An 18,921-nucleotide genomic window follows, 5' to 3' on the forward strand; every position below is an offset into this window, starting at 1 on the left:
TGTCGTCCGGTACGACCGGCTCAGTCCCGGATGCTCGCGCCGAAACGCTCGGCCGCCACCGCCGCGCCGGCGAGCTTCGCGTCGCTCGCCTCCGCCGCGGTGAGCGTGCGGTCCGGCGCGCGGAACCGCAGCGCGAAGGTCAGGCTCTTGCCGCCCTCGGGGACGCCCGAGCCGCGGTAGTCGTCGACGAGGCGGATGTGCTCGAGCAGCGAACCGGCTCCGACCCGGACGGCGTCGAGGACCTCGCCGGCGGAGACCGTCGCGGGGACGAGCAGCGAGAGGTCCTGCGTCGCAGCGGGCAGGGTGCCGATGCCGACGGCCTCGGGCAGTGCGTCGCCGAGCGCGATGATGCGATCCAGGTCGAGTTCCGCGACCGCTACGACGCGCGGCAAGTTCGCCTCCTCGGCGACGGCCGGGTGGACCTCCCCCGCGTACCCCACCAGGACGTCGCCCACGTGCAAGGCCGCGGTCCGTCCGGGGTGCAGTGCCTGGTGGCTGCCCTGCGAGACGGTGATGTCGACACCGGTCGCCACTGCGACGGCCTGGACGGCCTCGAGCGCGTCCGCGATACCGGCCGCGACGGCGGGCTGGCCCGGCTGCTTCGCGACGGCGTTGCCGACCGCGAGGAATCCCAGATGACGCGGTTGGGCCGGGACGCCCGCCTCGAGCTCCTCGAGCTGGGCCTCGCTCGGACGGACCGCCGCCTGCGGGAGTTCGGCCTGGCCGAACGCGCCGTGACGGGACGGACGGAACACCGCGCCGACCTCGAAGATCGAGAGGTCGGTCAGACCGCGCGAGACGTTCCGGTGGGCCACCGCGAGGAGACCGGGCAGGATCGACGCGCGGAGGAAGGGGGCCTTCGCGTCGAGCGGGTTCGCGAGCTTCACGGCCGGGAACTCACCCGGCTGCGGAGCGCCGAACCGGGCGTTCTCCTCGGCGGAGACGAACGGGTAGGCCAACACCTCGGTGGCGCCGCCGTAGGCGAGCGCGTCGGCGACCCCACGGCGCAGCCGCTGCGAACGCGAGAGCCCGCGTCCCGGAGGCGCGACGGGGAGCACCGACGGGATGCGGTCGTATCCGAGGATCCGCGCCACCTCCTCGGCGAGGTCCTCCTTGCCGGTGATGTCGTGGCGCCAGCTCGGCGGCGTCACGAGCAGGCCGCCATCGGTAGCCTCGACGGCCGCGCCGATCTCGGCGAGCGCGGATCGTGTCTCGTCCGCTCCGAACGTGACGCCGATGAGGCCGTTGATGTAGTCGTCGGGGAGCAGGATCGGCTCGCGATCCGGCGCCGTGGTGACGGTGGAGCCGAGGTCGTCCGTCCGGCCGCCGGCCAGGTCGACGAGCAACTGCGCGACGCGACCGGCGGCCGCGACGGCGATCTGTGGATCGACACCGCGCTCGAACCGCTTGGACGCCTCGCTCGGCAGCTTGTGGCGACGCGCGCTCCGCGCGATGGACACCTGGTCGAAGTTCGCGGCCTCGATGAGGACGTTACGCGTGGCATCGGTGATCTCGGTGTCGAGGCCACCCATCACGCCCGCGAGCCCGATCGGGCCCGAGTCGTCGGTGATCAACAGGTCCTCGTCGTGGAGCTTCCGCTCCTGGCCGTCGAGCGTGACGAAGGTCTCGCCGGACCGCGCGCGCCGGACGACGATGCCGCCAGTGAGCTTGTCGAGGTCGTACCCGTGGATCGGCTGCCCGAGCTCGAGCATGACGTAGTTCGTGATGTCGACGACGAGCGACAGCGAGCGGATGCCGGCGAGCTTCAACCGGGCAACCATCCACGGCGGGGTCGGCTTCGTCGGGTCGACGTCGCGCACGACGCGGGTGACGAACACGCTCGACCCGACGCGACCGCGGATCGGCGCAGCATCCTCGACCGTGACGGGGAAGCCGTCGAGTGGCCCGGTGAACGCCTCGGGGACGCTCGCCGCCGGGTCGCGGAAGGCCGCACCGGTCGCGTGCGAGTACTCACGTGCGACCCCTCGGATCGAGAACGCGTAGCCGCGATCAGGCGTCACGTTGAGCTCGACCGCAGCGTCGTCGAGACCGAGCAGGCTGATCGCGTCGGTGCCGACGGGTGCCTCGACCCCGATCGTCGAGAGACGCAGGATCCCGTCGTGGTCCTCACCGAGACCGAGCTCGCGAGCCGAGGCGATCATGCCGTCCGACACGTGGCCGTAGGTCTTGCGAGCGGCGATCGGGAACGGACCGGGCAGGACGGCGCCGGGCAGGGTGACGACCACCTGGTCGCCGACGAAGAAGTTGCCGGCGCCGCAGACGATGCCCCGCACGGCGCCCTCGGCGTCACCCTCGGCGACGCGGACCTGGCACCAGCGGATGGTCTTGCCGTTGGACTGCGGCTCCTCGACGAACTCGAGGACCTCGCCGACCACGATGGGACCGGTCAGCTCGAAGCGGTGGACGTCCTCCTCCTCGAGCCCGACGCGCACGAGCGCGGCGTGGACGTCTTCAGGGGTGGTCCCCGGGGCGAGTTCGACGAACTCCCCGAGCCAGCTCAATGGAACACGCACGACTACACCACCATCCCGAACTGCTGGGAGAAGCGGACGTCGCCCTCCACCATCTCTCGCATGTCCTGCACGCCGTCGCGCAGCATCAGGCCGCGCTCGACACCCATCCCGAAGGCGAAGCCCGAGTAGACCTCGGGGTCGATACCGGCGGACCGGAGCACGTTCGGGTTGATCATGCCGCACCCACCCCACTCGATCCAACGCGGCCCGTCCTTGAAGGTCGGGTGCCAGAAGTCGAGCTCGGCGCTCGGCTCGGTGAAGGGGAAGTAGCTGGGACGCAGGCGGACCTTCGCGTCGTCGCCGAAGACGCTCTTCACGAAGTGGTCGAGCGTTCCGCGCAGGTGCGCCATCGTCAGGCCCTTGTCGACGGCGAGACCCTCGAACTGCATGAAGACGGGCGTGTGCGTCGCGTCGAGCTCGTCCGTGCGGTAGACGCGCCCGGGGGCGAGCACGTACACGGGGAGTTCGCGCTCGAGCAGCGAGCGCACCTGGACCGGCGAGGTGTGCGTCCGCAGGACGAGGTGTGACTCCAGCGGCTCCACGAAGAAGGTGTCCTGCATCGCGCGGGCCGGGTGGTCGGCGTCGAAGTTCAGTGCGTCGAAGTTGAACCACTCGCTCTCGACCTCTGGCCCCTCGGCGATCTCCCACCCCATGCCGACGAAGATGTCGGACACGCGGTCCTGGAGCAGCGTGAGGGGGTGCCGGGCACCGGGCAGGCGTCGCAGCGGGACGGCGGTGACGTCGATCGCCTCGGCGGCGAGGCGTGCCTCCGTCTCGGCGGCGACGATCTCGCCCTCGCGCTCGCTCAACGCCTTCGAGACGCGCCCGCGAGCCTGACCGACCAGCTTGCCGAGCGCGGCCTTCTGGTCGTTCGGCACGCTGCGGAGCGATCCGTTGAGGGCGGCGAGCGGTGATGCTTCGCCGGCGTGGGCTGATCGGACCGCTTTCAGGGCGGCCGAGTCGGTGGCTGCGGCGATCGCTTCGAGAGCGGCGTCGACCGCGGCGTTCACCGCTGGTTCGGAGATTGGGGATGCGTCGGACACGAGAGCCAAGTCTACCCAGGCGGTCGGCCCACATGGGCGACCGTCCTCGCCCCGACGGGGGCCCGATTGCCCGGGCTCCGTCGGGACGACGTCAGATGCTCGCGCCGGACGACTGGTTCCCCGCCTGGATGCCGAGGATCTTGGTCGTCGTGTCCTCGGTCACGGCCTGTTCCTTCGGCGTCCGTGGCGACCGTCTGGTACGCACCTCGACGATCTTCGCGACGCCCGAGAGGATCAGGCAGAGCACGATGTAGATCGAGCCCATCACGATGATCGAGGGGATGATCGGGCTGCCGTACAGCGCCTGCGAACCGAACTGCTTCGCGAGGTAGAGGAGCTCCTGGTAGGTGATCAGGAAGCCGAGTGCCGTGTCCTTGAGCGCGACGACGAGCTGGGCGATGATGACCGGAAGCATCGCGCGGATCGCCTGCGGGAACAGGATGAGGCGCAGGACCGCGGACTTCCGCAGGCCGATGGCGTAGGCGGCCTCGCCCTGCCCCTTCGGCAACGACTCGATGCCCGCTCGGAAGATCTCGGAGAACACCGCGCCGTTGTACAGCGTCAGCGCGATGGCGACGGCGACGAACGGCGTCACGAAGGTGAAGCCGAGGGGTGGCAGCCCGTAGTACATGAGCATCATCAGGATGAGGACCGGGACCGCCCGGAAGAACTCGATGAAGATCGTGAACGGGACGCTGATGATCTTGTGGTCGGACAGTCGGCCGATCGCCAGCACCAGTCCGAGGACGACGCTGCAGACGGCGGCGACCGCGAACGCGGACAGGGTCGCGCCCGTCGCCTGGAGGATCTGCTCCCAGACGCGCGGGAAGGTGAAGAGCTTCCACTTCGAGGCGGTGAACTGTCCGGTCTCGATGAAGCGGAAGACGACGAAGGCGAGGATGCCGGCGACGACGAGCACCGTCGCCGCACCGATCCAGCGATAGCGGACGATGGCCTTCGGGCCGGGGGTGTCGAACAGGACGGAGCTCATCGCGCGATCCTCCACTTCTTCTCGAAGGCCCGTTGGGCGAGGGACAGGAGCGACACGAGCGCCACGAAGATGAGGGCCACCCACAGCAGCCCGATGAGGAGCGGCTCACCTCGCTCGGACAGGTTCGCGCGGATCGCGCCCGCTTCGGCGACGGAGAAGCCGGCGGCGACCGTCGTGTTCTTGAGCAGGGCGATCAGCACGCTGAACAGCGGAGGCAGGACGGCACGGAACGCCTGCGGCAGGATGACGAGCGTCATGGTCTGTCCGAACGGCAGCCCGATCGCGCGTGCGGCCTCGGCCTGACCGATCGGCACCGTGTTGACGCCGGACCGCAGGACCTCCGCGACGTAGGTCGCTGTGTAGAGGCTCAGCCCGATGATCGCGAGCGTCGTGTAGCTCACTTCGGGGAGCCCGAGCTTCGGGTAGCCGAAAGCGAAGAAGAAGAGGATGAGGGTCAGCGGGGTGTTGCGCACCGTGTTGACGTACACGGTGCCGAAGAGGCGCATCGCCGGGACCGGCGAGACCCGCATGGCACCGACGATGGTGCCGAGGATGAGCGCGAAGAACCCCGACACCACGAAGAGCAGCAGGGTGTTGCGGAAGCCCGTGACGAAGAGGTCGAGGTTGTCGAGCAGGACGTTCATGTCGCGCACGCCTTTCGGGAGGGGGACGCCCGTGGCGGGCGCCTGGGCGGAGTCGACGGGACAGCTCCCCCGGACGGCCGCTGGTCGGCGGCCGCCCGGGGCGCTGCTTAGTAGTCGTCGACCGCCGGCTGGGTCACCTTGGTGCCGGAGGCGCCGAGGGTGGCGTCGTAGATCTTGGTCCAGGTGTCGCCGCCATCGGTGAACATCGTGTTGATGAAGTGGCGGAGGGCGTCGTCACCCTTCGGCAGACCGATGCCGTACAGCTCGGTGCTGAACGGCTCGCCCACGACCTTGAGCTCGTCGGGGAACTGCGCCGCATACCCGATCAGGATCGCCTGGTCGGTCGTGACCGCGTCGACCTTGCCGTCGTTCAGGGCCTCGACACACTGCGAGTAGGTGTCGAACTCCTCCGTCTTGGTGTCGGGGAAGTTGTCCTTGATGTTCTGGATGGGCGTGGAGCCCGTCGCCGAACACACCGTCTTGCCGGCGAGGTCGTCCTCGCCCTTGATGTCGTCGTTGTCCGCGGCGACGAGCAGGCCCTGGCCGGTCTCGAAGTACGGTCCGGCGAAGTCGATCTGCTCCTTGCGCTTGTCGGTGATCGAGTAGGTGCCGACGTAGTAGTCGATGTCACCGTTCACGATGGCCGACTCGCGGTTGGCGCTCGGGATCGCCTTGAACTCGATCTTGTCGGCGTCGAAGCCGAGCGACGCGGCGATCCAGGTGGCCATCTCGACGTCGAAGCCGGAACGCTCGCCGGTGGCGGCGTCGAGGTAGCCGAGACCGGGCTGGTCCTCCTTGACGCCGATGCGGACCTTGTCGGCCTTCACCATCGCGTCGTACGTGGGGCTGCCCTCGAGCTGGACGTCGGTGGCGACCTCGAAGAGTGCGCCGCCGTCGGACGCGCCGTCGGTCGATCCGGTGCCGGCGTCGCCGCCGCTGCACCCGCTGAGCGCGAGCGCTGCTGCAGCGACTCCCGCGGTGATGAACATGAGCCTCTTGCGCATGTTTTCCTTCCTTCCTTGGTGCCCGGGACGGGCCGATCGGTTGGTCAGTTCCGGGTCGCCGCGCGGGTCGCGCGATCCGGAGTCGGATGGGTCAGTGGGTGAGGAGCTTCGACAGGAAGTCCTTCGCCCGCTCGGACTGCGGGTTCGTGAAGAACGACTCGGGGTCGGTGTCCTCGAGGATCTCGCCGTCGGCCATGAACACGACGCGGTCGGCGGCCTTCCTGGCGAAGCCCATCTCGTGGGTGACGACGATCATGGTCATGCCCTCACTGGCGAGCTGCACCATGACGTCGAGGACCTCGTTGATCATCTCGGGGTCGAGGGCCGAGGTCGGCTCGTCGAACAGCATGACCTTCGGCTTCATCGCGAGGGCGCGGGCGATCGCGACGCGCTGCTGCTGCCCGCCGGACAACTGTGCCGGCAGCTTGTCGGCCTGCACGCCGATGCCGACGCGCTCGAGCAGCACCTTCGCCGCATCGTCGGCGTCGCGCTTCTTCTGCTTGCGCACCTTGATCGGGCCGAGGGTGACGTTCTCGCGGATCGTCTTGTGCGCGAACAGGTTGAACGACTGGAACACCATGCCGACGTCGGCGCGCAGCTCGGCGAGCTGCTTGCCTTCCTCCGGCAGCTTCTTGCCGTCGATCCGGATCTCCCCCGAGCTGATCGTCTCGAGCCGGTTGATCGTCCGGCAGAGGGTGGACTTGCCGGACCCGGACGGTCCGATCACGACGACGACCTCACCCTTGTTGACGGTGAGGTTGATGTCCTTCAGGGCGTGGAACTCGCCGTAGTGCTTCTCGACGTTCTCCATGACGACGAGGGGCTCGCCGCGCCCTGCCTGGATCGGGTTGCTCGTGGTCTCGTATGCGCCGGCGGCACCATGCGAGGCTGCTGCATCGGGTTCCGTCGGGCCGGAGTTCGGGGACACTGTTGGCTCCATGTAACCCAAACTAGGTGACCGTGTGTTTCGTGCGCATGACGGAAGCGCTACGGTTACCGTTTCGTAACCTCGACGGTCGACGCCTCAGGCGCTCAGGCGTGCTGCGCGAACGCGCTCTCGAAGACGCACACCGACGCCGCAGTGGCCAGGTTCATGCTCTCGGCACGGCCGTAGATCGGTACCGTAACCGCACGGTCGACGAGCTCGAGGTGCTCGTCGGTGAGTCCCCTGGCCTCGTTGCCGAACACCCATGCCGTCGGCCGCGCGAGCACGCCTTCCGACCGGGCCACGAGGAGGTCCTCGCCCTTGATGTCGGCAGCGAGCGTCTGCAGTCCCGCTGCACGGGCTCGTTCCAGCACGGCGGGCAGCTCGACATCGACCGCGACGGGCAGGTGGAAGAGCGAGCCGGTCGTGGAGCGCACGACCTTCGGGTTGTAGAGGTCGACGGTCCGTCCACTCAGGAAGACGGCGTCCGCGCCGGCGGCGTCGGCGGCTCGGATGATCGTCCCGAGGTTGCCCGGATCGCGGACCTCCTCCAGGATGACGACGAGCTGCGGCTCTCCGGCGAAGATGTCCTTGATCGAGGTCGGGAACTGCTGCGCGACCGCGATGAACCCCTGCGGGGTGACGGTGTCGGCCATCGACTCGAGGACCTGCTCGGTGACGAACTCGACCTCGAGTCCTGCATCGGTGGCCGTGGCCCCGATGTCGGTGTAGCGCTCGAGGGCCGTCGGCGTCGCGTACAGCTCGAGGATCAGGTCGGGCCGGAACTGCAGGGCCTCCGAGACCGCCTGTGGTCCTTCGAGGAGGAACAGGCCGGTCTCCTGTCTCGCCGGACGCTTGGCGAGTTTGGCGACGGAACGGACGCGCGGTGACCGCGGATTGTCAAGCACGCATCCATCCTATGGGTCGCACTCCGGACAGACGAAACGGCCCGATCCCTGGTGGGATCGGGCCGTTCGAACACGTCCTCCGGTCGGACGCAGGGCTTCCGACTACGCGGAGACCTTGGGCGCCGAGGTGTCGGCGGGCAGCGCGGCCTTGGCCGACGCGACGAGGGCCGCGAAGGTGGCGGGCTCGTGCACCGCGAGGTCGGCGAGGATACGGCGGTCGACCTCGATCCCGGCGAGGCCGAGACCCTGGATGAAGCGGTTGTACGTCATGCCGTTGGCACGCGAAGCCGCGTTGATGCGCTGGATCCAGAGGCGACGGAAATCACCCTTGCGCGCACGACGGTCGCGGTACGAGTAGACGAGGGAGTGAGTGACCTGCTCCTTGGCCTTGCGGTACAGACGCGAACGCTGACCGCGGTAACCGGCGGCGCGCTCGAGGATGACGCGACGCTTCTTGTGAGCGTTGACCGCCCTTTTGACTCTTGCCATGTTCCTAGTTCCTTACGGGTAAACGGTCTAGCGACCGAGCAGCTTCTTCATGACCTTGGCGTCGGCGGGCGCCAGCACCTGGTCCTGGTTCAGGCGACGGGTGCGACGGCTGGACTTGCTCTCCAGGTTGTGTCGCATACCGGCCTGCTGCTTCATCAGCTTGCCGCTGCCGGTGACCTTGAATCGCTTCTTGGCCCCGGAGTGGGTCTTCTGCTTCGGCATGGGATTCCTCGTTTCTTATCGGTTCTCGTCGGCGGATGACTCCGCCGGAGCAGCCTCGTCGGCTTCGTCGGCGTCAGCCGGACGTGCCTTGGATGCCGCACGTTGTGCGTTGGCTTCGGCTTTCGCCTCGGACTTGTTCTTGAGCGGACCGACGACCATCACCATGTTGCGACCGTCGACCATGGGGGTGGACTCGACGGTGCCCCACTCGGACACGTCCTCGGCGAACTTCTGGAGCAGGCGGACGCCCTGCTCTGGGCGGGACTGCTCGCGGCCGCGGAACTGGATCATGGCTTTCACCTTGTCACCGGCCTTGAGGAAGCCCTCGGCGCGCTTGCGCTTGGTCTCGTAGTCGTGCTGATCGATCTTGAGGCGGAACCGGACCTCTTTGAGGATCGTGTTCGCCTGGTTGCGCCGGGCCTCTTTGGCCTTCTGCGCAGCCTCGTACTTGAACTTGCCGTAGTCCATGATCTTCGCAACGGGCGGCTTGGAGTTGGGTGCGACCTCGACGAGGTCGAGATCCGCTTCCTGCGCGAGGCGAAGGGCGACCTCGATTTTGACGACGCCGACCTGTTCTCCGCCGGGACCGACGAGTCGGACCTCCGGGACGCGGATACGGTCATTGGTACGGGGATCGCTGATGCGGAGCTCCTCTGACTGGGTGGGATGCCACGCGACCAGGTCCGATACCTGCGACGCGACGAAATCGGTTCACCACACACCCGTACCCTCCGCCGGTGTTCAGAACACCTGTCGGAAGGCACCACGCCCGACGACCCGAAGCGGTGAAGCGACAGGCGGAGCGTGACAACCCGGTAACCTTGTGAAGCGGTCAAGCGCGGGTGGGAGAATCTCCTCTTTCGTACCGAGACATGTCTCGGAGCACCGCACGAGTCTAACAGAGGATCCACGTGAACAACACCACCAGCCCGTACGACCACGACGACGAGTCGGGAGGGGCCGATCAGGCCACCCGGGACATCGCCGACGTCCCCGCCGTCGAGGTCATCACCACCGCCGCCGTGCACCTCATGAGCGCTGCAGCGGTCAAGTGCGGCCTCGCGGACGCCCCCGACGCCCAGACGGACCTCGACGAAGCCCGCAAGCTCATCAACGCCCTCGCCGGGCTCATCACCGCGGGTGCCCCGGAGATCAGCGACATGCACGCCCGCTCGCTGCGCGACGGCCTGCGGTCCCTGCAGCTCGCCTTCCGGGAGGCGTCCACCATCCAGGATCCCATCGGCAAGGGTCCCGGCGAGAAGTGGACCGGCCCGGTCACCTGATCGCAGCGCGGCGCTCCGCCTCGCCGATCAGTCGGCGGGGCGGAGCGACACCGCGAGCGAGTCGACGCGCGTCGCGATGACCTCGTCCGCGGCCCAGCGCTGAGCGAGCCGCGCGAGCACCGCGTCGAGCTCCTGCTGGGTCAGTCCCTGCAGCAGGCCGAGCTCGACCACGAGCTCGGATCCGGCGAGCTTCGCCTCCGGGTCTCCGGCTCGCAGTCGCACACTCACGACCGCGAGCTCCTGCTCGATCGATCGATCGAACGCGCCGCGCACCAGCGGGTCCGCGAAGCTGGGCGTCCACGGCTGCGACTGCGCGATCGCCCACAGCGCGGGGCGGCGTACGGCGAACTCGGTGCTCGACGTCGGATCGAGGACCACCACGTCCGTCTGCTCACTCGCGGCCGCCAGGGCGACCCGGACGCCGTCGGCCGGAATCGGCCTCGCCGTCCGGTTCCACGCGGACATCGCCTGCACCGAGCTGAACACCGGGAGCACGGTACGGCCGTCCGGACCAGTCACGGTCACGATGGACAGCTCCTGCGACTTGTCGACCAACTGGCCGTGCTCGTTCTCGCCGGCCTCACCGAGGTGGGCCACGAGCGGGATGAGCAAGCGGGAGTCCCGGAACGCGTCGACGACCTCGGCCTCGCCGACCTCGCCGGCCCGGAAGCGTCGAAGGGACTCGATCAGCCGCTCGGGCGCACTGCCGTCGTCACCGGAACTCGCGTTCGGCTGGAAGCTCCGACCGGCCCAGGGCTGACCAGCCGAATCGGCACCACCCATCGCATGGTGGGCATGCCCGCCCGACGGACCGTGCCGGTCGGGCTCGGAGGATTCGTCAGCGGCCCGAGACATCCAGCGCCTCGGCCAGGGTGAACGCGCCGTTGTAGAGCGCCTTCCCGATGATGGCCCCTTCGAGCCCGAGGGGGACCAGCTCGCGCAGCGCGACCAGGTCGTCGAGGCTCGAGATGCCGCCGGAGGCCACCACCGGCCGCTCCGTGCGCTCGAGCACCTGTCGGAGCAGTTCGATGTTCGGCCCCTGCATCGTGCCGTCCTTCGTGACGTCCGTCACGACGTAGCGTGCGCAGCCCGCCTCCTCGAGACGGTCGAGGACGGTCCACAGGTCGCCGGCGTCCTGCGTCCAGCCGCGAGCGGCGAGCGTCGTGCCACGGACGTCGAGGCCGACCGCGATCGCCTCGCCGTACTGGGCGATGACGCTCGCGGCCCACTCGGGGTTCTCGAGCGCCGCGGTCCCGAGGTTCACGCGTGCGACGCCCGTCTCGAGCGCCTGCTCGAGGGAGGCGTCGTCGCGGATGCCGCCCGACAGTTCGATGTTGACGCCGCGCGCCTTCGAGATGACCTTGCGGATGATCGACCGGTTGTCGCCACGACCGAACGCGGCGTCGAGGTCGACGAGGTGGATCCACTCCGCCCCCTGACGAGCCCAGTCCAGGGCCGCGTCGACGGGCTCGCCGTAGTTCGTCTCCGAACCGGCCTCGCCGCGCGTCAACCGGACGGCCTTGCCGTCCACGATGTCGATCGCGGGGAGCAGCGTCAGGCCGGCCGTCGTGTTGAACTCGTTCATGATCCACCGTCTCTTCGGGAGCTGCGAGCCCCTCGGTTCCCGGCACACAGCATGCCTCGTGGCACAAGCACCAGATCCTAGTCGGCTATAGGGTGCCGAGCCAGTTGGACAGCAGGCGGATACCGGCGTCGCCCGACTTCTCCGGGTGGAACTGCGTCGCTGACAGCGGACCGTTCTCGACGGCCGCGAGGAACGGCACCCCGTGGGTCGCCCAGGTGAGGCGCGGCTCGGGGAACGGCGGCATGACCTTGAGGGTCCACTGCTGTGCGGCATAGGAGTGGACGAAGTAGAAGCGCTCGTCGGCGAGGCCGTCGAAAAGCACGGACCCCGCGTCCGGCGACACCGTGTTCCAGCCCATGTGCGGTAGTACGGGCGCCTCGAGTTCCGTGACCGCGCCGGGCCACTCCCCCAGGCCCTCGGCCTCGGAACCGCGCTCCAAACCACGCTCGAACATGACCTGCATCCCCACGCAGATGCCGAGGACGGGACGGCCTCCCGCGAGACGACGGTCGATCACCTCGTCGCCGTGGGAAGAACGGAGGGCGCCGATCACCGCATCGAAGGCACCGACCCCCGGCACGACGAGACCGTCGGCGGCCTGGGCGGCCTGGCGGTCGCCCGTCAGCACGACGTCGGCGCCGGCGAGCTCGAGGGCCTTGACGGCGGAGTGCACGTTGCCGGAGCCGTAGTCGAGGACGACCACCGACGGGCGTGCACTCACAGCGCGCCCTTCGTCGACGGGATGCCCTGGACCAGCGGGTCGAACGCCTTCGCCTGCCGGAAGGCCCGCGCGAACGCCTTGAACTCCGCTTCGGCGATGTGGTGCGGATCGCGACCGCCGAGGACGTTCACGTGCACGGTGAGGCCCGCGTTGAAGGTGATCGCCTCGAAGACGTGACGCACCATCGAACCCGTGAAGTGCCCGCCGATGAGGTGGAACTCGAATCCGGCCGGTTCCCCGCCGTGCACGAGGTACGGACGACCGGAGATGTCGACCACGGCCTGCACGAGCGCCTCGTCGAGCGGGACCAGCGCGTCGCCGTACCGCGAGATGCCGGCCTTGTCGCCGAGCGCCTGACGGATCGCCTGGCCCAGGACGATACCGACGTCCTCGACCGTGTGGTGGACGTCGATGTCGACATCGCCCGTCGCACGGACGGTCAGGTCGGTCAGCGAGTGCTTCGCGAAGGCCGTGAGCAGGTGGTTGTAGAACGGGACGGAGGTCTCGATGCTGCTCGTGCCGGTGCCGTCGAGGTTCAATTCCAGCTCGATGCTGGACTCGCTCGTCGCGCGCTGGATCCGGGCCGTGCGCTGCTGGGTGGTCATGGGATCCAGTGTATCGAGCGCACCGACGCTGCACGCCGTGTGTCGACGGGTGGGCATCGTCGCGTCATGCGGCTGCACCAGGGCGTGGCGACGCCTATCGTTGAGAGGTCATGACTTCCACACCCAGCATCGCCCCGGCCGTCCCACTCGACGCGACGGAGATCGCCGCTCTCCGTGAACGGTTCCCGATCCTCGCCCGGGAGATGAACGGACACCCGCTCGTCTATCTGGACTCCGGCGCCACCTCGCAACGCCCGATCGAGGTCATCGACGCGGAGCGTGACTACGCGACGCACCAGAACGCCGCCGTCCACCGTGGCGCCCACCTCCTGGCCGCCGAAGCGACGGAGCTCTTCGAGGACGCGCGCGCGACCGTCGCCGCGTTCATCGGTGCCGACGAGCGGGAACTCGTCTGGACCTCCGGCGCGACCGCAGCCCTCAACCTCATCGCCGGGGCCATCGGGAATGCGAGCGCCGGCCTCGGTGGTGCCGCCGCCGAGCAATTCCGCCTCGGCCCAGGTGACGAGATCGTCGTCACGGAACTCGAACACCACGCGAACCTCATCCCCTGGCAGCAACTCGCCGCACGCACCGGTGCGACCCTCCGTCACCTGCCGGTCGACGACCACGGCGTGCTGCGTCTCGACGCCGCAGGCGACGTCATCGGCGAACGCACGCGCATCATCGCGTTCACACACGTGTCCAACGTCACCGGGGCGATCGCGCCGGTCTCCGAGCTCGTCGCCCTCGCCGAACGCGTCGGCGCGCTGACCGTGCTCGACGCCTGCCAGTCCGTCCCGCACCTGCCCGTCGACGTCGCGTCCCTCGGCGTCGACTTCCTCGTGTTCTCCGGTCACAAGATGCTCGGTCCGAACGGCATCGGGGCCCTGTGGGGTCGCCGCCGGCTGCTCGACGCCCTTCCCCCCTTCCTCACCGGCGGGTCGATGATCACGACCGTCACACTCGACGGCGCGGAGTTCCTGCCCGCCCCGCAACGGTTCGAGGCCGGGACCCAGCCGGTGTCGCAGGCGATCGCCCTCGCGAGCGCCGTCCGGTTCCTGCAAGCGGTCGGCATGGACCGTGTCCACGCCACCGAGGCGGCCTACGGACAGCGACTCGCGGCCGGACTCGCCGCCATCCCCGGCGTCACGCTCATCGGCCCGCCGGCCGGGACACCTCGCGCCGGGCTGGCGAGCTTCGACCTCACCGGAGTGCACGCCCACGACGTCGGTCAGTTCTTCGACGATCGCGGCATCGCGGTGCGCGTCGGGCACCACTGCGCGCAACCACTCCACCGCCGGCTGGGCCTCACCGCGTCCACCCGCGCGAGCAGCTACCTCTACACGACGGAGGCCGAGATCGACGCCTTCCTCGAGGCGGCCACCCTCGTCGGTCCGTTCTTCGGGGCCTCCCGATGAGCGGCCTGGAGAGCCTCTACCAGGAGCTCATCCTCGACCACGCCCGCCAGCGCCACGGCTTCGGGTTGCGGGACGCGCCCGCCGCCGAGTCGCACCAGCTCAACCCCACCTGCGGCGACGAGGTCACCCTGCAGCTCCATCCCGGGCCCGACGGTCGTCTCGCACCGATCGCCTGGGAGGGGCACGGCTGCTCGATCTCGCAGGCGTCGAGCTCCTGCTTGAGCGACCTCGCGGCAGGCCTCACACCGGCCGAGCTCCAGGCCCTGGTCGACGAGTTCCGGACGGTCATCCGCTCGCGGGGCACGCTCGAGTTCGACGAGGAACGGTTCGGAGACGCCGCGGCGTTCAGCGGCGTCTCGCGCTACATCGCCCGCGTGAAGTGCGCCATGCTCCCCTGGGTCGCCGCCGAGGAGGCCATCTCCCGCCTGCCGTGAGCAGGCGCCCCACCTCCGCCCGGCCGAGGGCTGGTCAGGCGGGGCTGATCGCTGCCAGGGCCTCGAGGAACGCGGTCGTCTCCGCTTCGGTGCCCGCGGTCACCCGCAGGTGGTTCGGGATGCCCACGTCACGGATCAGGATCCCCCGCGCAAAGAGCGCCTCGAACGCCGCGTGCGGATCGGCGACGCCGCCGAACAGCACGAAGTTGGATCCGCTCCGCTTCGGGTCGTAGCCGAGACGCCCGAGCTCGACGACGAGGCGATCGCGCTGGGTCCGGATGTCGTCGACCATCGCCAGCATCTCGTCGGCGTGCCGGAGCGCGGCGGTCGCGGCCGCCTGCGTCAGGGCGCTCAAGTGGTACGGGAGCCGGACGAGTCTCAGCGCGTCGACGACCGCGGGGTCGGCGGCGAGGTACCCGAGACGGACCCCGGCGAAGGCGAATGCCTTGCTCATCGTCCTGGAGACGATCAGGCGCGGACGCCCCTCCAACAGCGTGAGCGCGCTCGCCTCGTCGTCAGGAGCGAACTCCGCATACGCTTCGTCGACGATCACCATGCCCCGCGAGGCCTCGTAGACCGCGGCGACGGTCTCGAGCGACAACGGTGTTCCGGTGGGGTTGTTGGGCGAGCAGAGGAACACGAGGTCGGGATCCGCCTCGGCCACCTGACGCGCGGCGGTCTCGGGCGAGAGCTCGAACTCGGCGTCGCGCGTCGCGGGGATCCACCTGGTGCCGACGCCGGCGGCCAGGAGCGGATACATCGAGTACGTCGGCGTGAACCCGAGGAGTGATCGCCCGGGACCACCGAAGGCCTGCAGGATGTGCTGCAGCACCTCATTCGACCCGTTCCCCGCCCAAATCTGCTCCGGGGACACCCCGTGACCCAAGTATCCCGCCAGGGCCTCGCGGAGTTCCGTGAACTCGCGATCGGGGTATCGGTTCACCGTGAGGACCGCCGACGCGAGCGAGGCGACGATGTCGTGCGCGACCGCTTCAGGGATCGGGTGCGTGTTCTCGTTGACGTTGAGCGCCACCGGCACCAGGGCCTGGGGAGCGCCGTACGGGCGCTGTCCTCGGAGGTCGTCGCGGATGGGGAGGTCGTCGAGAGCGGTCACTCCACAATGCTAGCCACTCCGGCCGGCGCGCTCAGTCCGCCTGACGCTCCCGACGAAGAACCTCGTGCCGGGGGCTCGCCGGGTTCAACAGCGAGTGGCGTCGCCCGTAGGCGAAGTACACGATGAGACCGATCACGAGCCAGACCCCGAACCGCAGCCAGGTCTCCCAGTGCAACTGCAGGATCAGGAAGCCGGACGCCAGGACGCCGAACGCCGGGACGAACGGCATCAACGGCAACCGGAAGGAGCGGGGCTCGTCCGGCTTCGTGTACCGGAAGACGATCACCGACACGCAGACCACGATGAAGGCGGCCAGGATGCCGATGTTCGTGAGGTCGGCGACCTGCTTGATCGGGAACACACCGGCGAAGACGGCTGCAGCGCCGCCGGCGATCCAGGTCACCCGCTGCGGCACGCCTCGCCGGTCCGTGCGCGAGAACCACCGCGGAAGGAGACCGTCACGACTCATCGAGAACCAGACACGGGTGACGCCCAACAGGAACGTCAGCATCACGGTGAGGATCGACAGGACGGCGAACACGGAGATGATCGTCGCCACCACGGGCAGGCCGACACTCTGGAACGCCGATGCGAACCCGGCGGTGGGGTCGATGTCGGTGTAGTTCTGCATACCGGTCAGGACGAGGGTGGCCGCGACGTACAGGAGCATGGCGACGATGAGGGAGAGGATGATCGCCTTCGGCATGTGCTTCTTGCCGTCCTTCGCCTCCTCGGCCGCCGTGCTCATCGCGTCGTATCCGAAGACCGCGAAGAAGACCGTCGCGGCACCGGCGAACACCGGCCCGAAACCGCTGGGGAGGAACGGATCGTAGTTCTCCCCGTTGATGTAGAAGACCCCGAGGCCGATGATGAACAGGATGAGCAGGACCTTGATGCCGACCGCGATGAGCTCGAATCGACCGAAGGCCTTCGTCCCGCGACTCAGGATGAAGGTCACGAGGAGACAGACGAAGATGGCGGGGAGATTGACGAGGCCGCCCTTCCCCTCGTCGGCGGTCGAGGTCATCCAGGCCGGCATGTGGATCCCGATGCCGGACAGGAAGGCGTCGAAGTAGCCGGAGATCCCGATCGCGACCACCGCGACGATCGCGATGTACTCGAGCAACAGGTCCCAGCCGATGAACCAGCCGATGATCTCGCCGAGCGCCACATACCCGTAGGTGTAGGCGGACCCGGCTCTCGGGATCATGCCGGCGAACTCCGCGTACGACAACGCCGCGGCCGCGGAGGCGAGACCCGCGATCAGGAACGAGAAGAGGACGGCCGGCCCGACAGCGGGCGAGGTCTCGCTCCCATGAGCGACGAGTCCGGCGAGGGAGAAGATCCCCACCCCGATGATGCCACCGACCCCGATGGCCGTGAGTTGCCAGAGCCCGAGGCTCTTGAACAGCTTCGAACCGGAGGTCTCATCCTCGATCTCCGCGATCGGCTTCTTCCGGAGCAGCGAGCGGCTCCGATCGTCTGTACTCATGCTTGCCTCCGACGATGCTGCGGGCGTCGTTGCACCGCGCCATCGACGATAGCTGAGAACCAGCGCGGAGTGACCCGCCGATTGTCGGCCTACTCGGCCGCGTACCGCTGCGGGATCGCCAGGCGCTGCCCGGGCTCGACACCGGCGGTGCTGAGCTGGTTGAGGTTCATGATCTCGGCGATGACGTCGCGCGGGTCGGCGTCGGGCGCGATGGACTCGGCCAGCTGCCAGAGCGACTCGCCCGGGTCGACCGTTATGTACGTGAACGTGGCTCCCGCCGCCGCTGTGTTGGCCGCGGCACCGCCTGCGGAGAGTCCGACGACCGCGACGCCGATGACCAGCGGGATGGCGGCGAGCGTGGTGAAGACGACGCGGCCGCGCTTCGTCAGGCGGAGTCGGCGTGTGGACGGTGCGTCTGACGCCGGTGCCTGCGCCGTCCGTGCGGGAAGCGCCCGGTGGGACCCGATCAGTGCTGCGCTCATGTCAACCCTCCAAGAGTGTGCTCATCGTGTGATGAGGACTCGTACCCGACACTCGACCAGGAGTGCCGGATACGAACCTGTGTTCCGAATATATCTTCGATTGTTCGAATACTCAACCCTGTCTTCGTACCTGAGACGCGCGGGATCGGCGACACACTCGAACAGATGTTTGTCTGGACGAGCTGGTGCGGATACAGTTTCGAGTGTTGGAAGCAGTACACCACCACCCACCGACATCGGTCACCGACAGCCGATCAGGGCAGGAGCGAAGATGGCAGCGAACACGGCGGGCGACGGAGCCCGGGAGCGCCAGATCGGCGGCACCCGGCGACGGAAGAGCCTGAGCGACAAGCAGCTGGCGATCCTCGACGTCATCCAGCGTTCGGTCTCGCAGCGCGGGTATCCGCCGAGCATGCGCGAGATCGGCGACGCCGTCGGGCTCGCCTCCCTGTCGAGTGTCACGCACCAACTCGGACAGCTCGAACTCAGCGGATACCTCCGACGCGATCCCAACCGTCCCCGCGCCATCGAGGTGCTCATCGACCTGCCGAGCGCCGTCGAGGGGAGCGATCCCGACTCCGCTCCCCCGGTCGGCGACGCAGCCATGGTCCCGCTCGTCGGTCGCATCGCCGCCGGCATCCCGATCACGGCCGAGCAGCAGGTCGAGGAGATCTTCCCCCTGCCGCGTCAGCTGGTCGGCAAGGGCAGTCTGTTCATGCTGAAGGTCGTCGGCGACTCGATGGTCGACGCCGCGATCTGCGATGGCGACTGGGTCGTCATCCGCGAGCAGAAGACCGCCGAGAACGGCGAGATCGTCGCGGCGATGCTCGACGAGGAGGCGACCGTGAAGGTGTTCCGCCAGCGCGACGGTCACACCTGGCTGCTCCCCCGGAACTCGGCCTTCGAACCGATCCTCGGCGACCACGCCGAGGTCCTCGGCAAGGTCGTCGCCGTGCTCCGGACGGTCTGACCGCCCGGATCGCTCCGCGACACCGACGAGGGCCGGGACGATCCGTGGATCGTCCCG

Annotated in this window: 21 protein-coding genes; 4 read left to right on the forward strand and 17 right to left on the reverse strand. The window is 68.7% G+C overall.

The window, feature by feature from the left end:
• Positions 1-20: 20 nt before the first annotated feature.
• The 10 genes from pheT to infC form a co-directional block, all read right to left on the reverse strand.
• Positions 21-2,534, reverse strand: coding sequence for a phenylalanine--tRNA ligase subunit beta (gene pheT / locus ITJ62_RS16585; RefSeq protein WP_194604586.1), 2,514 nt, complete (start codon positions 2,532-2,534; stop codon positions 21-23).
• Between the two features lie 2 nt (positions 2,535-2,536).
• Positions 2,537-3,577 carry a phenylalanine--tRNA ligase subunit alpha gene (gene pheS / locus ITJ62_RS16590; RefSeq protein ID WP_137243214.1) on the reverse strand — a complete coding sequence of 347 codons (1,041 nt, stop codon included), beginning with the start codon at positions 3,575-3,577 and terminating at the stop codon, positions 2,537-2,539.
• A 91-nt stretch (positions 3,578-3,668) separates the two neighbouring features.
• Complete coding sequence (locus tag ITJ62_RS16595; RefSeq protein ID WP_138944586.1) at positions 3,669-4,568, reverse strand: amino acid ABC transporter permease; 900 nt, start codon at positions 4,566-4,568, stop codon at positions 3,669-3,671.
• The gene (locus tag ITJ62_RS16600; RefSeq protein ID WP_079707378.1) at positions 4,565-5,212 is read right to left on the reverse strand and encodes an amino acid ABC transporter permease; all 648 of its coding nucleotides are present in this window, start codon (positions 5,210-5,212) and stop codon (positions 4,565-4,567) included. The genes ITJ62_RS16595 and ITJ62_RS16600 overlap by 4 nt, the downstream gene beginning before the upstream one ends.
• Positions 5,213-5,319: 107 nt before the next feature.
• Positions 5,320-6,216, reverse strand: coding sequence for a glutamate ABC transporter substrate-binding protein (locus tag ITJ62_RS16605; protein ID WP_064294420.1), 897 nt, complete (start codon positions 6,214-6,216; stop codon positions 5,320-5,322).
• Positions 6,217-6,307: 91 nt separating this feature from the next.
• Positions 6,308-7,027, reverse strand: a complete 720-nt coding sequence (locus tag ITJ62_RS16610; RefSeq protein WP_079707380.1) for an amino acid ABC transporter ATP-binding protein — start codon at positions 7,025-7,027, stop codon at positions 6,308-6,310.
• A 221-nt stretch (positions 7,028-7,248) separates the two neighbouring features.
• Positions 7,249-8,049, reverse strand: a complete 801-nt coding sequence (locus ITJ62_RS16615; protein ID WP_194604588.1) for an RNA methyltransferase — start codon at positions 8,047-8,049, stop codon at positions 7,249-7,251.
• Between the two features lie 102 nt (positions 8,050-8,151).
• Positions 8,152-8,538 (reverse strand): 50S ribosomal protein L20, encoded by a 387-nt coding sequence (gene rplT, locus ITJ62_RS16620; RefSeq protein ID WP_064294422.1) that lies wholly within the window; start codon positions 8,536-8,538, stop codon positions 8,152-8,154.
• Positions 8,539-8,565: 27 nt separating this feature from the next.
• Positions 8,566-8,760 (reverse strand): 50S ribosomal protein L35, encoded by a 195-nt coding sequence (gene rpmI, locus ITJ62_RS16625; RefSeq protein WP_056012069.1) that lies wholly within the window; start codon positions 8,758-8,760, stop codon positions 8,566-8,568.
• Between the two features lie 15 nt (positions 8,761-8,775).
• Entirely contained in the window at positions 8,776-9,402 is a 627-nt protein-coding gene (infC, locus tag ITJ62_RS16630) for a translation initiation factor IF-3 (protein ID WP_194605353.1), read from the reverse strand.
• 269 nt (positions 9,403-9,671) lie between these two features.
• On the opposite strand from infC, the gene ITJ62_RS16635 reads away from it, so the two are divergent.
• Entirely contained in the window at positions 9,672-10,043 is a 372-nt protein-coding gene (locus ITJ62_RS16635) for a DUF1844 domain-containing protein (RefSeq protein WP_056012072.1), read from the forward strand.
• A 27-nt stretch (positions 10,044-10,070) separates the two neighbouring features.
• Here ITJ62_RS16635 and ITJ62_RS16640 read toward each other — a convergent pair whose 3' ends face one another.
• From ITJ62_RS16640 to hisB, 4 genes are all read right to left on the reverse strand, one after another.
• A complete protein-coding gene (locus tag ITJ62_RS16640) occupies positions 10,071-10,898 on the reverse strand; it encodes an SseB family protein (RefSeq protein WP_194604591.1) in 828 nt (275 codons plus the stop codon).
• Entirely contained in the window at positions 10,882-11,628 is a 747-nt protein-coding gene (gene priA / locus ITJ62_RS16645) for a bifunctional 1-(5-phosphoribosyl)-5-((5-phosphoribosylamino)methylideneamino)imidazole-4-carboxamide isomerase/phosphoribosylanthranilate isomerase PriA (protein WP_079707068.1), read from the reverse strand. The genes ITJ62_RS16640 and priA overlap by 17 nt, the downstream gene beginning before the upstream one ends.
• An 85-nt stretch (positions 11,629-11,713) precedes the next feature.
• Positions 11,714-12,349, reverse strand: coding sequence for an imidazole glycerol phosphate synthase subunit HisH (gene hisH / locus ITJ62_RS16650; RefSeq protein WP_194604594.1), 636 nt, complete (start codon positions 12,347-12,349; stop codon positions 11,714-11,716).
• Entirely contained in the window at positions 12,346-12,954 is a 609-nt protein-coding gene (gene hisB / locus ITJ62_RS16655) for an imidazoleglycerol-phosphate dehydratase HisB (protein ID WP_079707070.1), read from the reverse strand. The genes hisH and hisB overlap by 4 nt, the downstream gene beginning before the upstream one ends.
• A gap of 110 nt (positions 12,955-13,064) precedes the next feature.
• On the opposite strand from hisB, the gene ITJ62_RS16660 reads away from it, so the two are divergent.
• Complete coding sequence (locus ITJ62_RS16660) at positions 13,065-14,372, forward strand: SufS family cysteine desulfurase (protein ID WP_194604596.1); 1,308 nt, start codon at positions 13,065-13,067, stop codon at positions 14,370-14,372.
• Positions 14,369-14,806 (forward strand): Fe-S cluster assembly sulfur transfer protein SufU, encoded by a 438-nt coding sequence (sufU, locus tag ITJ62_RS16665; protein ID WP_191941341.1) that lies wholly within the window; start codon positions 14,369-14,371, stop codon positions 14,804-14,806. Before ITJ62_RS16660 ends, sufU begins: the two co-directional genes overlap by 4 nt.
• A 34-nt stretch (positions 14,807-14,840) precedes the next feature.
• Here the strand turns inward: sufU and ITJ62_RS16670 are convergent, their stop codons facing one another.
• From ITJ62_RS16670 to ITJ62_RS16680, 3 genes are all read right to left on the reverse strand, one after another.
• Complete coding sequence (locus ITJ62_RS16670) at positions 14,841-15,920, reverse strand: histidinol-phosphate transaminase (RefSeq protein ID WP_194604599.1); 1,080 nt, start codon at positions 15,918-15,920, stop codon at positions 14,841-14,843.
• Between the two features lie 31 nt (positions 15,921-15,951).
• Entirely contained in the window at positions 15,952-17,412 is a 1,461-nt protein-coding gene (locus ITJ62_RS16675) for an amino acid permease (protein WP_194604602.1), read from the reverse strand.
• Between the two features lie 89 nt (positions 17,413-17,501).
• On the reverse strand, positions 17,502-17,894 hold the full coding sequence (locus ITJ62_RS16680) for a LysM peptidoglycan-binding domain-containing protein (protein WP_137243224.1): 393 nt from the start codon (positions 17,892-17,894) through the stop codon (positions 17,502-17,504).
• Positions 17,895-18,165: 271 nt separating this feature from the next.
• Between ITJ62_RS16680 and lexA the strand changes: the two genes are divergently transcribed.
• Complete coding sequence (lexA, locus tag ITJ62_RS16685; RefSeq protein WP_071262299.1) at positions 18,166-18,864, forward strand: transcriptional repressor LexA; 699 nt, start codon at positions 18,166-18,168, stop codon at positions 18,862-18,864.
• Positions 18,865-18,921: the final 57 nt, after the last annotated feature.

Origin of the sequence: Plantibacter sp. VKM Ac-2876, assembly GCF_015350715.1 — a bacterium.
In the GTDB taxonomy this organism is placed as follows: Bacteria; Actinomycetota; Actinomycetes; order Actinomycetales; family Microbacteriaceae; genus Plantibacter; species Plantibacter auratus.